The following is a 13,508-nucleotide window of genomic DNA, read 5'->3' as shown; positions in this document are numbered from 1 at the left end:
AGTTCCTTTAAGCAACAATACGCTCCTCTTGTCATCCCACAGTATCTGGGCACTGGGATGACAATCGAATTACTTATTCTCTTCTTTATTATCCATGTCTTGATAATCAGAATCTACTACTTTTTCTTCCTCATTATTTGTTGTGGATGAGCTTTCTCCACCTTGTTGTTGTTGAGATTCCTTATACATAGCTTCTCCAAGTTTCATAGATAACTGAGAGAGGTTAGTAACTTTCTGTTGTATTGAATCAGCATCATCAATGTTGTCAGATTTACTCACTTCCTTTAACTCATTAACTGCATTTTCAATAGCAGATTTATCTTCTGGAGAAATTTTATCACCATATTCTGTCAGAGATTTTTCTGTAGAATGAACTAAACTATCCGCTTGATTCTTCACTTCAATAAATTTCTTACGCTTTTCATCTTCTTGTGCTTTTTCCTCAGCTTCTCTCACCATCCGATTTATTTCATCCTCCGATAAACCACCTGAAGACTGAATACGTATTTTTTGCTCTTTTCCAGTAGCTTTATCCTTTGCAGAAACATGCGCTATTCCATTTGCATCTATATCAAATGTCACCTCAATTTGAGGAACCCCGCGAGGAGCAGGTGGTATTCCTTCTAAACTAAACTGACCAAGCAGTTTATTATCAATCGCCAATTTTCTTTCACCTTGATGTACCTTAATTGTAACGGCTGTTTGGTTATCTTCTGCAGTTGAAAACACCTGAGATTTTTTTGTGGGAATAGTAGTATTACGTTCAATAAGTGGAGTGAACACTCCCCCTAGAGTTTCAATACCAAGAGAAAGTGGAGTTACGTCAAGTAGTAACACATCTCTTACATCACCTTGAATAATTCCTGCTTGTATTGCAGCCCCAATTGCTACAACTTCATCAGGGTTAACTCCTCTATGTGGATCTTTGCCAAAGAATTCTTTAACTTTCTCTATGACTTTTGGCATACGAGTCATGCCACCAACAAGAACTACTTCACCAATTTGACTAGCAGACAAACCAGCATCTTCAAGAGCTTTTTTGCAAGGAATTATAGTCCTTTCAATTAAATCATTCACTAAACTTTCAAGCTTTGCTCTTGTTAGCTTCATATTTAAGTGTTTTGGGCCACTTGCATCAGCTGTAACAAACGGTAGATTTACTTCTGTTTCCATTGCACTTGACAATTCTACCTTTGCTTTTTCTGCAGCTTCTTTGATTCTTTGCATAGCCATTGGATCGTTTTTCAAATCAATGCCATTACTTTTCTTGAATTCACCCAGTAAATAATTTACTACTGCATTATCGAAGTCTTCTCCTCCAAGGTGAGTATCACCATTTGTAGCCTTTACTTCAAAAACTCCGTCACCTATTTCAAGAACTGAAACATCAAATGTACCACCACCAAGATCATACACTACTATTGTGTGTCCGTGCTTTTTATCAAGACCATAAGCAAGTGCTGCAGCAGTTGGTTCGTTAATTATTCTGAGGACATTTAATCCAGCAATTTTTCCTGCATCTTTTGTTGCTTGACGTTGAGAATCATTGAAGTACGCCGGCACTGTTATCACAGCATCCTTTACTTCTTCCCCAAGATAAGCCTCAGCTGCTTCTTTCAGGTTTTGTAGTATAAATGCACCAATTTGACTAGGAGAGTATTCTTTACTATCAGTTGTTTTAACCCATGCATCACCATTTTTTGCTGCAAATACCTTATACGGTACACCTAGATTCTTCATTTCAGGATCGCTATATTGGCGACCTATCAATCTCTTAGTTGCAAAAAAAGTATTACTTGCATTGGTAGTTGCTTGCCTTTTTGCTGGAGCGCCAATCAACCTTTCTCCAGATGAAGTAAATGCAACTATAGATGGAGTAGTTCTTGCTCCTTCTTTATTCTCAATTACTTTTGTATCCTTGCCTTGCATTATTGCAACACAAGAATTTGTTGTTCCAAGATCTATACCTATTGCTCTTCCCATAATGAATACTCCCTTTTAAATATTATCTGATGTAAAATATATAAGTATAAAACTCGTTAATTACAAGTCCCGTTTAGTTGTTAGAGCCCAAAAGGCGCGAAAGCCATTTAGTTAACCAAAAGTTGCCCGGTAGTTTATCTGAACTACCAGCTTCTTTATCCCTGCTATTCACAATTTGACATCCAGAATTCTGCAATGGCTTATAATCATTAAAATTAATATGGTCTCCTTGCTTTAAAATAAATGTATCTGCATCTAAGCTATTATCAATACTAACATTTAATGTAATATTGAACTCTTTTTCGATTGTAGAAACCATATCACGCTTATTATTAAAAATGTGCGCTATAACTGCACTGCGTGCTATTAAATCAAAGGACTTATTTTGATTTTTATTAGCAATATGTTGCAAATCCCTTAGTATCGATGCAACAACCACTTCGTTTGATTTCACTCTTCCAATACCTTTACAGCGTAAGCACTCTGTAGTATTAATTTCCTGTATATTTGGTTTAATTCTTTGTCTTGAAAAGACCATTAAACCAAAGTCATTGATAAAGCTAAATTGAACTTTAGCTCTATCATCTTTAAACGCCTGCTTGATAGCAAATTCAACATTTTTGCAATACTCAAGTTTCAACATGTCAATAAAATCAACAACTATTAACCCTGATAAGCCCCTGAGATTCGCTTGCCTTGATATTTCAGATAATGCCTCCATATTAGTTCTATAAGCTGTTTCTTCTATGTTATCTTCTCCTGTCATTTTCCCTGAATTTACGTCTATTGAAACAAATGCCTCAGTTAAGGTTATCACCAAAGACCCACCAGATGGCAATTCTACTCTATTGCTATATAATTCAGAAATTTGATCTTCGACTCTATAGTAAGTAAAGATTGGAACAGAACCTCTATATAATCTAGGACGCAATTTCCCTTGTAACACATTTTTAGTGTATTTTCTTACCGCTTCACAAACTTCTCTATCAGATACTATAATTTCTGTATCATTACTACAAAAGTCACGTACAGATCTCATAACTACATCTGCTTCGTTGTAAATTAATGATGGAACATTTAAAGAAGAGAAGTTTTGCTGGATATTTCGCCATAATAAGGTCAAATTATCGTAATCTTGCTCAATTTCTTTCCTACTTTTTCCTGCACCAACAGTTCTTACTATTAAACCTGAGCCTTTTGGTAAATTTATTGAATTTAATATATCCTTTAACTGTTTTCTAACGTTGGTATCTTCAATTCTGCGAGATACTCCACCCCTACTTATGGAATTGGGCATGAAAACACAGTATCTACCGACCAAAGTTACGTATGTTGTAAATGAAGCTCCTTTATTTCCTCGTTCTTCTTTAGTTAATTGAACCAATAACTTTTGATTTACTGAAATCACATCTTGTAACTTATATTTTCTATGTAAAGGTACCTCCCTCACAAAACCACTGCTGGATTCATTACTAGCTGTAGAATCCAGGCCTTCTTCTGTGCAATTATCATTTGAACAGTCCACACCGCTCGAATAGCCTTCGTCAGGGAAAATTTCCTTCTCTTTTTCTGGAATATTAAAGTAATTTAGAGATATCTCAGAAAAAGACAAAAAACCTTGCTTATTTTTTCCATACTCAATGAACACGGCCTGCAAAGCAGGCTCTATACGCTTTACATAAGCAACGTATATATTACCTCTTAATTGTCTTTTTTCCTTGAATTCTTGTTCAAACTCTACAACCCTACCATTAACTAGTAGGGCAACCCTTACCTCGTTAGAACAGGTAGTACTTTCTATCAATAATAACCTTTTGCCATCACTCGCCACTTATTTACCGTCTGCTTTTCATTCTGAAATCTTTTTATACTACTTAATATATTATTGATTGTCAAGAATTTTGCGACCTGCATTATTGGGTTGACTTTCAGTGTTTTGCGTTCTAAACTTGCATAGAGTTTATTATATCACTAACAATTATGGCGAAAAAAAATGCTTCTTTGCTTGTCAAGCTAGTTAGCACTGCAACTAAAACAACAAAAACTGGAGAAGAGAAACTAACAGGCTATTTTTGTGTAAAAAAACGTAATCCTAAGAACCTTCCCAAAAAGCTCGAGTTTAGGAAGTATGACCCAGTGGTCAGAAGACACGTATTATTTAAAGAAGAAAAATTAAAGTAAGTTTATTGTTATATATAGTTTATAATCAAGTTATACTCTAATAATAGAGCTCAGAGATATAATGGAAGGGAAGGTGAAACTCATAGTGTTGATCATTACACAATTAATAAACATAAAGTATAAAACACAGAAAACGCTCTAAAACCTAAAGTGTCACACGTTAGTAGGTCAAAAATCTAAGGGTTTTCCTTAGAGGGTTTATTGGACTAGATCGGATCAATATATAAACGTAAAAATAACCTGAGCTTGACTAATATAAAAAGGTTCATGTAATTTGAATACAGAGTAAGCAGTAAAATGGCAAAATAAAATAGATAAAAAAATAGAAGTAAATGCAGATACTGATTTTTCATAAATCAAAAGGTGTGCTAAGAATTCCAGCATCACGTGTATAGCCGTGCGGACATTGTGGTAATTTGCGTAGTAGAAGGTGTCATCCCAGTACTTGATACTGGGATGATATACTTCTGGTAGATAATGTCGGTATAGTTGTGATTGGAATAGAAAGCACTAAGTTTGCAATGCTATCTGAATAGATAAAAGAACTCATTACTCAGTGAAACAAGACTTGAAATTTTGTGCAATGCTGCTGATTATATCTAGATATGCATCCTTTCCAGGCTCTACATCTGATCCAATAGGATCAAGAATCACCATTTTTACGTCACTAGAAAAGACATTAGGCTTTATGCTATCCTCTCGTGAATGAGAAACAATACATTTAACGTTTTCCTCTTTCATTACCTTTTTTAATTTCATTAAACTCTTCATACCTATGTAAGAATCCTCTTCTATAGAAAGAATGGCGCTTGGGTAACTTAAATCAAAATATTTTTCGAAATATTGATAAGCATCGTGAGTAACTATGTATTTTTGATTTTTTAACTCATCCAATTCTTTCGTAATTTTTTCTACTTCTTGGTCTATCTTTCTTATAGCCTCCTCTGCGTTAGTATTGTATCGATAGGTATTTTCTTTATCTATATTAGATAATGTTGCACTGATAGAAAGTATCATACTTTTTGCATTTTTAGGACTCAGCCAAATATGCAAATCTTTTTCATCTTGAATGTGACTAGAAAATGAATGTGGTCGAGCAGGAAGTAGATCGATTGCACTTGATAGCGGTATTAACTTCTTATTTTCTTTAGCGAAAGTTTTAATGAATGTTTCCAAAGAATCATCGATATAAAATATAATATTACTAGATTCTAATTTACTTGCATCTGAAGGCCTGAGCATGTAGTTATGTTCAGACACTATTTCGTACATTAGTAATTCTGGCTTTGAAATCCCATCTGTAACAGAAGCTACAAGTGAGTGTATAGGTTTGATTGTAGCTACAATTTTTAAATTGGATGAAAAGGCACTATTGTAGTATAGTGTAAGTGAAAGTAATAGAAAAAAAATCAGTAAATGTCTCATATAAATATTGAGAAGAAGTCAATTTTCGCCAAAAAGTTAAGTAATGTCAATAACTGCATTCTAAAAATAGAAAACCTTACTCTTTCATACGGTAATAAAAAAGTTCTTGATAATATCAACATATCAGTACAAAGAGGAGATATAGTTACAATACTTGGTCCAAATGGCGGAGGTAAAACCTCTTTAGTGAAAGCAGTTGCTGGTATAAATAAAGGCTATATTGGCAGTATTTTATTTGCCGATAATGTAAAAATTAGCTATATGCCACAAAATTTTAGTATTGGTAATTTGATGCCAATAACAGTTGAGTCTTTCCTTTTCAATAGCTCCTCGAAGAGATTCAAAAAAAATCAATCTATCGTTACAGAAGCGATAGAATTGGTTGGCATCGGTAACATTTTAAAGAATCAAGTATTAGAAATTTCTGCAGGACAAACACAACTACTGCTACTTGCACGTTGTTTAATTTCAGAATCTGATTTGATCATTTTAGATGAACCAGTCAGTGCAATGGATATTAACGCACGAGCTAAATTTTACGATATTATAAATAAAATCGCAAAAGAACGATCAGTGTCGATTCTCATGACTTCTCATGACCTTAACTCTGCTCTACCATCCTCAGATTACATAATTTGCATAAATAATACTATCTATTATCAAGGTAAACCTGATGAAATTATGGAGATAAATGAAATATTTGGCAGTTACGCAGCGAAATGATTCAAAATATTCTACGTCTTCTGCAAATAACTACAGTGCTAACACGCTACAATGTGTTACCTTATTTACTTCCACCATCAAAAAAATCAATAAATAAAATACAAGGTCATAAACTAAAGCGTGCTCTTGAAAGATTAGGTCCGGTGTTCATTAAATTTGGGCAATCCATTTCATCACGCACTGATATTTTAAATGAGGACATAACAAATAACTTGCTATTGATATGTGATAGATTGCCATCATTTTCGTATAAAATAGCAGTTAAAACTATAGAAAGTGAGTTTAATTGTAAATTAAGCGACATTTTTTCAAGTTTTTCTGAAAAGCCAATTGCAGCAGCATCAATTTCTCAGGTGCATAGAGCAGTTACAATTGAGGGTAAGGAAGTTGCTGTAAAGGTTTTGAGGCCAAATATTGAGAAAACATTCTCAAGGGATATAAAAATGCTTTCTTGGCTTGCAGAAATTGCAGAAAAATTTAGTGAACAATCAAAAAGGCTGAAGCCAGTTGAATTAGTCAAAACTTTTGCTGAAATTTGCCGATTAGAGTTAGATCTACGCTTTGAGGCTGCCCACTCTTCGGAACTGAAGGAAAATACTAAACATGACAGAGGTTTCTACGTACCTGAAATAGATTGGAGTAGAACTTCAAAAAAGGTTTTAACATTAGAATGGATGGAAGCTATACCAATATACGAAGTTGAAAAGCTGAATAACCGAAAGCAAATAGCTATCAATCTTATAGAATCTTTTTGTAATCAGGTATATAGGGATTGTTTTTTTCATGCTGATATGCATCCTGGAAATTTAATGATCGATAGTAATAACAATATTATTGCCCTGGATTGTGGAATCATGGGTAGAATAGATCGTGAGACATGCTATTACGTTATAGAGATACTCAAAGGCTTTTTAAATAGGGATTATGATCACGTTGCAAAAATGCACTTTAGAGCCGGTTATGTTCCATCACAGCATAGAAATTTTGTTACAGCTTGCAGGGCAATAGGTGAGCCCATTGTTGGACAGCCTATACAGAAGATTTCATTTGCTCGATTACTTACTCAGCTACTAAAAATAACTGGTGATTTTGATATGAAAGTTCAAACACAATTGTTATTGCTGCAGAAAACTATGATTTTATTAGAAGGAACATGTAGGAAAGTCTATCCAGAAATCAATATGTGGAAAGTAGTTGAAACATGGATAAACAGTCAACATGAAAGTAAAATAGGGTATAGGGAAAAAATTAAAAGCTCTTATCCCATCAAAACAATCCAAGGAATATTTAGCCTTATAGAAAAATTAAACCTAATAGCTGACAAAAAATTACAAGTGAAAAATAGATCAAATGGAAAAGCCTACTTTTTACTTTGGTCTGTAATTATAATTCTCATCGTTAAACTTTTAATTTCTTGAACTAAAAGATAATAAAAGCAAGTTTACAACAACTATTTAAGTCTTGAAACCACTCAGGTTCACATTCACTCGAATTATCAAGGTATTTTCAGGATGTATAAAACTTTCAGCAGAGTTTAGAGAAGAAGTAAAAACCTTAACTCTATCTTAAACTGATAACATTACCAAATTCAGTGCTTGTCACATCACTCAGTACTGTACTTGCTTTATATGAACAGTAGCACCCAATTGCAATGAAAACAAGTGCAGCTACAGCAAGTGAAATACATATTTCTAAATTCGATATTGTTAAACATGCACCAACAGCAAACGCTCCAGATAACACAAAAGAAGCATAGGCATAGTTACTTTGCCTTCTATTATAAATGTTTGCTTCTGAAAGTTTTCTGTTTTTGTTCTTTAAGTCTTGATTTTGAGCTTGAAGTTCTGATCTCTCTTGCCTAAAATTCCTTTCTAACTGTGAAATTTTGTTAGTGTCTCTTTCACTTACAACCCTATTCAGCTCTTTCTCTTTTTCTGTAAGTCGAATTTTTGTTCTTTCAAGCTCATTTCTAAGGTTTTCGAGCTGCTGCAATTCTTGAGCAATCAAATCGTCGTTTATTTCCGGGGCAACATTATGTACATTTGCTGAAGACTGTTCCACAGTTGCAGGGAATTTTCCATTTAGATATTCTCTGACAGGATTAAAACTTTTAAGCAACTCAATAACAATTTGATCATTCATAAAGCAATTATCTTCTACTAATTTTTTTATATCATCCAAATCTTTTCTATTAATAGCATCAGTTAATCGCTCTTTCATAACTTGCTCAATTATTTGCTTCACCCATGGATTTTGCTCTATAGCTGATATTGGCTTTATTTGACTAAAATCTAGCTCCTTATGTTTTAAAAGTTTTCTCAATACTTCTTTGTTACTTTCTGTTATTCCTTGTAAACATGATTTGATAATCAGGCTAAGTGGTGTTTCTATTTCTCCATTTGAATTTCTTTTCCAACAATTAGGGTTGAGTTCTTGATTTAATAGTTCTTTTGCTCGGTCAATATTTCTGTTAGAAAGAGCATTCAATAATTGTTTTCCTGTTTCTGCTTTTTGTATTTCTATGATCAAATGCTCAGCACGATTTTTTTTAGCACATTTCTCAGGATCTTGAAGTCTTTTATTTAGTAGATACATCATTATTCTCGGATGACTTAGTAAGAGTTGTAACACTTTCCTTTGTTGAAAGGACATTGCTAGATGCAAAGCTGTATTGCCATCACCTTTTTTTTGAATATTAACATCTATGCTTCGGTGAAGTAGAAGTAACCTAATCATACTCTGATATTCTTTTTCTTCTTCTGTTTCAGAGCCTGCAGATAAATCATAAATTATAGATATCAAAGGTGTCATGCCTTCTTCATTAAACGCATTAACATCCGCACCTTCTTGCAATGCTTGTTGAAAATGATTCAAAGCTTCTTCAGGTGTTACTCTTTCATCATCAGTGCCTTGAAATTGAATAGCTTTAAATAATTTTTTTGTTGATTGTCCTGAAGTTGTTTGATTTTGAGCTCGTAATCCTGTATCATTAACAACACTTCTTCTAAAACCTACATTACTTCTCGAAAGCATACTAAATTCTCCTCAATCTATAATTTATTAACATAATTATAAAAAAAACAAAGAAAATTGCAAGTAATTTAGTTAAAAATTTTAGAACTAATTATGATTCCAAAAATTTTTCTGCATCAAGTGCAGCCATGCACCCTGTACCTGCTGCAACTACTGCCTGGCGATATACCTTATCTTGAACATCACCAGCAGCAAACACCCCTGCCCTACTGGTTAGAGTTGTTCCAGGTTTCGTAATTATATAACCTTGCTGATCCATTTCAACAAAGCCCTTAAAAATACCTGTATTTGGTGCATGCCCAATTGCAATGAACACTCCATCTACTTTCAATTCCTGGGTTTTATTGATGTCTGTCGATTTAATTGTAATGCCAGTAACTTTTTTAGGATTTTCTTCTCCAAGAATCTGCTCTACGGTATGATTCCATATTACCTTTATCTTATCATTTTTAAAGAGCCTGTCTTGCATTACTTTCTCTGCTCTTAACTTATCACGCCTGTGTATCAGTATAACTTCCTTAGCAAATCGAGTTAAAAATATTGCTTCTTCAACAGCAGTATTTCCACCACCAACCACAGCTACAACTTTATTTCTAAAAAATGCACCATCACAAGTTGCGCATGCCGAAACTCCGTAACCTTGAAATTTCTTTTCACTCTCCAGGCCAAGCCATTTTGCTTGTGCACCAGATGCAATTATAATTGCATTTGAATAGTAGTCACTAGCATTACCACAAGATCTAAATCCATATTCACCAGAACCTTCAAGTTGTTCTACACTTTTTATCTCATCGTCTATTATTCTTGCTCCCGCCTTCTCTGCATGCAACCTCTTTTGTTCCATGAGTTCTGGACCTTGTATAGAAATAAAACCTGGATAGTTTTCAACATCCGTAGTAATTGTAAGCTGACCACCAGGTTGCATTCCTGTTACTACAATTGGCTCTAAATTTGCACGTGCTGCATATATAGCAGCAGCATAACCCGCTGCTCCAGATCCAATAATAAGAACTTTTGTACTCAATTTATAATTCTGCACTGTGTGAGTTTAGATAATCAGCCACTCCTTCATCGCTTGCCTGCATTGCTGGCTTACCTTTTTTCCACCCTGCTGGACATACTTCACCATGCTCTTCATTATGTTTTATTGCATCAATAATTCTAATAAACTCATCGATATTACGCCCTAAAGGAAAATCATTTATCGATTGGTGACGTACAACAAACTTATCATCAATAACAAAAGTTGCTCTTAGTGCAATTGAGTCATCATATAAGACCCCATAGTCTCTTGATATAGACTTTTTGATATCAGACACTAAATTGTAGCTAACCTCTCCAATACCACCATCATTAACTGGAGTGTTTCGCCATTTATAGTGTGAAAATTTTGAATCTATACTTATTCCTATCACTTCAACATTACGTTTTGAAAAATCTTCTATTTTGTTGCTAAATGATATCAACTCAGTTGGACAGACAAAAGTAAAATCAAGTGGATAGAAAAAAAGGACAGCATACTTATCCTTTATATGTTTACTTAAACAGAAATCATCAACTATTTTTCCACTAGCAAGAACAGCCGAAGCAGTAAAATCGATAGCGGATTTTGTTACAAGATTCATAACTAACCTATTCATTCTTAATATTTATAATTTTATACCTTGATACATTTACATGCAAGTTTTCTTTAGCCCCAATCCTATAAAAACGGTTCTGTTGCATCTATAAACCATAGGAAAGAAGATCATTAAAGGTGGGATTATAGGAGTTATGAAGCCATTAACATAGCAAAATTCTCAAAAGTAGAAACATTATTTAATAATTTGTCTTTTTTGAATCATACGAATATTTTCTATGCCTGTGATGGTAATCTTTGCGGAATGGAAGCTTTTAAACCCAAGCATTGGCTTTATTAGTTTTTTGATAAATCTATCAACAATATTATTTAGATATTTTATTTGAAGAACTGTAATCTTCAGAAATTTCTGCATTCAAATCATCAAGAGCAGCAGTATTACTGCCGCTTTTATCAATTACAATTTTCTCAGGAAGATAGTTACTCCTGAAGGCTTTACGAAAGAATGCAAGTGCTGCAGACTTGTCTCTACTAACACACAAGTCTACAGTATATAAATAAACCCATTTACCGTTTAATTTAATGTAAGTCTCTCCAACTACTACCAACCTGCTTCTTTCTTTTCCTTACTGCCTCATCTATCAGTGGTGATAACCCACCTTTGTAACGTAGCATTTTGCTCCCCTTATACTCATCATTTCTTCCAAATCTCGATAGCTCAAAGAGAATCGACATTTCATGTATACAGATAACATCCGCTGAAAAGCTAAATCCTTTGAAATATGGCAACAATTTTTGATTGATACGAAACATCTTTGCTTTTTTTTTTAGACAATTATATCATTCTTCTTTCTACTTCCCTACAAATGCGACAGAACCTTTTCATGATACTGTTTATAATCCTCAAGACTCTTTGATATTTTGCCTTTTAACTCTTCTTGCGAATCTTTGCTTTTTAACGTTTCTTGCAAATTTTTGTCTTTTAACAACTCGTTAGCGTGAGATTTTTCAATTTTTTGCTTCCATTCATCATACGTATATTTACCACGTTGTGTATCTTGACACTCGCCTCCTACATTAAATAGTTCTTCATTACAGATTGTATTACCCTGATAAAAGTAATCGCTTATATTAATTTTATCGCTAGTTAAAGTTTGTCTAATTGCTGCTTTATTTTCTGCAAGTTCTTCTCTGTACTTGTTAATGCAATTTAGTAATTCTTTTTTGCAATCTGTAGTCATAAGCTGTTTCCTTTAATAAAATAAAACCTATTTTAGCATAAAATAATTAATACTTTATTACTAATCTGAGGTATACTAAGGTAGTGATAAGAAGTCCAGCATCTACAAAGTTTGTTTAAACTATTTTCAAAACGAATAAAATGTAATTTTAGGTAAATAAAATGAATTACGATGTAATCATTTCAGGTAGTGGGCTAATTGGTCTTATTACTGCTATTGGCCTGAGTAATGACTCTGTATCTGTAGCCGTAATTGAGAAAAATAGTTTACCACGTGCAGTTGATGATAATCGAGCATTTGCTATTTCTCAAGGGTCAAAAAAAATACTAGAAAAATTAGGAATTTGGCAGTTCTTAGAAGATGAAGCTGAACCAATACTTGATATATGCATATTAGATGGAGATAGCCCATTTACTGTTCATTATGACCATAAAATGGTTGGTGAAGAGCCAATGGGTTATGTAATCAAGAGCGCTATTATATGGAATGCAATTAATAATAATTTTTTGCATAAACTCAATATATATTCTCCACGTTTCTATAAAACAATCGCTTGTGACGAAGGATACGTGGAAGTTACTCTTGATAATGATCAAAAATTGATATCATCGCTATTTATCTGCGCTGAAGGTAAAAACTCTAAGCTGCCAGAGTTGTTTTCTATAACAATAATAAAATTTGATTATAAACAAAATAGCATGGTATTTAATGTAAAACATGAACTACATCACCAAAACTTAGCTGTAGAGAGGTTTTTTCCTGGTGGTCCATTTGCAATTTTGCCAATGAAAGGTGGCTATACTTCTTCAATAGTTTGGACAGAAAAATGCGAAATTTCAAAAATGCTGATGAGCTTATCTGAAGAGGAGTTTATCATAGAACTCAAAAAAAGATTTGGTTCTTATTTGGGAGAAATTGAATTAGAGGGTGAAAGAAAATCTTACCCTTTGAGTTTTACTTTTGCGAGAAAGCTTCATAAAAGCAGAATTTTGCTTATTGGCGATGCAGCACATTCAATCCATCCAGTTGCAGGTCAAGGACTTAACCTTGGAATGAGAGATGTAGAGAGTGTTATTAGACAAATAACTGCTGCAAAATCCTCTGGCATTGATGTTGGCAGTAATTATCTATTGAAGAAAATTTCACGTGATAGATACTTTGATAATTTTACTATGGCACTTGCAACTGATGGACTAAATAGAATATTTTCCAACAGAATACTTTGCGTTAAAGTTCTGAGCAATCTTGGTTTAATGGTAGTTGAAAATTCAGATTTTCTTAAAAAAAGCTTCGTTCGACATGCTATGGGGTTGGTTCTGTCGCATTTGTAGGAAAGTAGAAAG

11 protein-coding genes and 1 pseudogene are annotated in these 13,508 nt (G+C 33.7%); 4 read left to right on the top strand and 8 right to left on the bottom strand.

The features are described from left to right. Positions 1-69: 69 nt before the first annotated feature. Both dnaK and OOL05_RS02425 read right to left on the bottom strand, forming a co-directional pair. On the bottom strand, positions 70-1,983 hold the full coding sequence (dnaK, locus tag OOL05_RS02430; RefSeq protein ID WP_264375541.1) for a molecular chaperone DnaK: 1,914 nt from the start codon (positions 1,981-1,983) through the stop codon (positions 70-72). A gap of 73 nt (positions 1,984-2,056) precedes the next feature. Next, on the bottom strand, positions 2,057-3,814 hold the full coding sequence (locus OOL05_RS02425; RefSeq protein ID WP_264730675.1) for an Rne/Rng family ribonuclease: 1,758 nt from the start codon (positions 3,812-3,814) through the stop codon (positions 2,057-2,059). A gap of 149 nt (positions 3,815-3,963) precedes the next feature. Here OOL05_RS02425 and rpmG point away from each other — a divergent pair, with 149 nt between their 5' ends. Continuing rightward, positions 3,964-4,164 (top strand): 50S ribosomal protein L33, encoded by a 201-nt coding sequence (gene rpmG, locus OOL05_RS02420; protein ID WP_012481745.1) that lies wholly within the window; start codon positions 3,964-3,966, stop codon positions 4,162-4,164. A gap of 549 nt (positions 4,165-4,713) precedes the next feature. On the opposite strand, the gene OOL05_RS02415 is transcribed toward rpmG, so the two are convergent. Beyond that, positions 4,714-5,589: a zinc ABC transporter substrate-binding protein gene (locus OOL05_RS02415; RefSeq protein WP_264730673.1), complete on the bottom strand. Its 876-nt coding sequence runs from the start codon at positions 5,587-5,589 to the stop codon at positions 4,714-4,716. Between OOL05_RS02415 and OOL05_RS02410 the strand changes: the two genes are divergently transcribed. Next, on the top strand, positions 5,581-6,312 hold the full coding sequence (locus tag OOL05_RS02410) for a metal ABC transporter ATP-binding protein (RefSeq protein ID WP_010401464.1): 732 nt from the start codon (positions 5,581-5,583) through the stop codon (positions 6,310-6,312). The two genes, OOL05_RS02415 and OOL05_RS02410, sit on opposite strands and share 9 nt — an antisense overlap. Next, positions 6,309-7,730, top strand: coding sequence for a 2-polyprenylphenol 6-hydroxylase (ubiB, locus tag OOL05_RS02405; RefSeq protein ID WP_264682647.1), 1,422 nt, complete (start codon positions 6,309-6,311; stop codon positions 7,728-7,730). The genes OOL05_RS02410 and ubiB overlap by 4 nt, the downstream gene beginning before the upstream one ends. A 142-nt stretch (positions 7,731-7,872) precedes the next feature. Here the strand turns inward: ubiB and OOL05_RS02400 are convergent, their stop codons facing one another. From OOL05_RS02400 to OOL05_RS02380, 5 genes and pseudogenes are all read right to left on the bottom strand, one after another. Beyond that, positions 7,873-9,345 carry an ankyrin repeat domain-containing protein gene (locus OOL05_RS02400; RefSeq protein WP_264730670.1) on the bottom strand — a complete coding sequence of 491 codons (1,473 nt, stop codon included), beginning with the start codon at positions 9,343-9,345 and terminating at the stop codon, positions 7,873-7,875. Positions 9,346-9,436: 91 nt separating this feature from the next. Beyond that, entirely contained in the window at positions 9,437-10,384 is a 948-nt protein-coding gene (trxB, locus tag OOL05_RS02395; RefSeq protein WP_264375537.1) for a thioredoxin-disulfide reductase, read from the bottom strand. Further along, positions 10,371-10,970, bottom strand: a complete 600-nt coding sequence (locus OOL05_RS02390) for a peroxiredoxin (protein ID WP_010401485.1) — start codon at positions 10,968-10,970, stop codon at positions 10,371-10,373. The genes trxB and OOL05_RS02390 overlap by 14 nt, the downstream gene beginning before the upstream one ends. Before the next feature lie 146 nt (positions 10,971-11,116). Then, positions 11,117-11,737, bottom strand: a pseudogene (locus OOL05_RS02385) (IS6 family transposase). 47 nt (positions 11,738-11,784) lie between these two features. Continuing rightward, positions 11,785-12,165 (bottom strand): hypothetical protein, encoded by a 381-nt coding sequence (locus OOL05_RS02380; protein WP_264730668.1) that lies wholly within the window; start codon positions 12,163-12,165, stop codon positions 11,785-11,787. 161 nt (positions 12,166-12,326) lie between these two features. Between OOL05_RS02380 and ubiH the strand changes: the two genes are divergently transcribed. Further along, on the top strand, positions 12,327-13,496 hold the full coding sequence (gene ubiH, locus OOL05_RS02375; protein ID WP_264730666.1) for a 2-octaprenyl-6-methoxyphenyl hydroxylase: 1,170 nt from the start codon (positions 12,327-12,329) through the stop codon (positions 13,494-13,496). Positions 13,497-13,508: the final 12 nt, after the last annotated feature.

This window comes from Wolbachia endosymbiont (group B) of Episyrphus balteatus (assembly GCF_947250575.1).
GTDB lineage: Bacteria > Pseudomonadota > Alphaproteobacteria > Rickettsiales > Anaplasmataceae > Wolbachia.
This window is presented reverse-complemented; position numbering and strand designations above follow the sequence as displayed.

What these genes read in the sequence shown, in the direction of transcription:
- dnaK (WP_264375541.1), bottom strand. Translation starts at nt 1,983, where the DNA reads ATGGGAAGAGCAATAGGTATAGATCTTGGAACAACAAATTCTTGTGTT.
- rpmG (WP_012481745.1), top strand. Translation starts at nt 3,964, where the DNA reads ATGGCGAAAAAAAATGCTTCTTTGCTTGTCAAGCTAGTTAGCACTGCA.
- OOL05_RS02410 (WP_010401464.1), top strand. Translation starts at nt 5,581, where the DNA reads ATGTCTCATATAAATATTGAGAAGAAGTCAATTTTCGCCAAAAAGTTA.
- OOL05_RS02415 (WP_264730673.1), bottom strand. Translation starts at nt 5,589, where the DNA reads ATGAGACATTTACTGATTTTTTTTCTATTACTTTCACTTACACTATAC.
- ubiB (WP_264682647.1), top strand. Translation starts at nt 6,309, where the DNA reads ATGATTCAAAATATTCTACGTCTTCTGCAAATAACTACAGTGCTAACA.
- OOL05_RS02400 (WP_264730670.1), bottom strand. Translation starts at nt 9,345, where the DNA reads ATGCTTTCGAGAAGTAATGTAGGTTTTAGAAGAAGTGTTGTTAATGAT.
- OOL05_RS02390 (WP_010401485.1), bottom strand. Translation starts at nt 10,970, where the DNA reads ATGAATCTTGTAACAAAATCCGCTATCGATTTTACTGCTTCGGCTGTT.
- OOL05_RS02380 (WP_264730668.1), bottom strand. Translation starts at nt 12,165, where the DNA reads ATGACTACAGATTGCAAAAAAGAATTACTAAATTGCATTAACAAGTAC.
- ubiH (WP_264730666.1), top strand. Translation starts at nt 12,327, where the DNA reads ATGAATTACGATGTAATCATTTCAGGTAGTGGGCTAATTGGTCTTATT.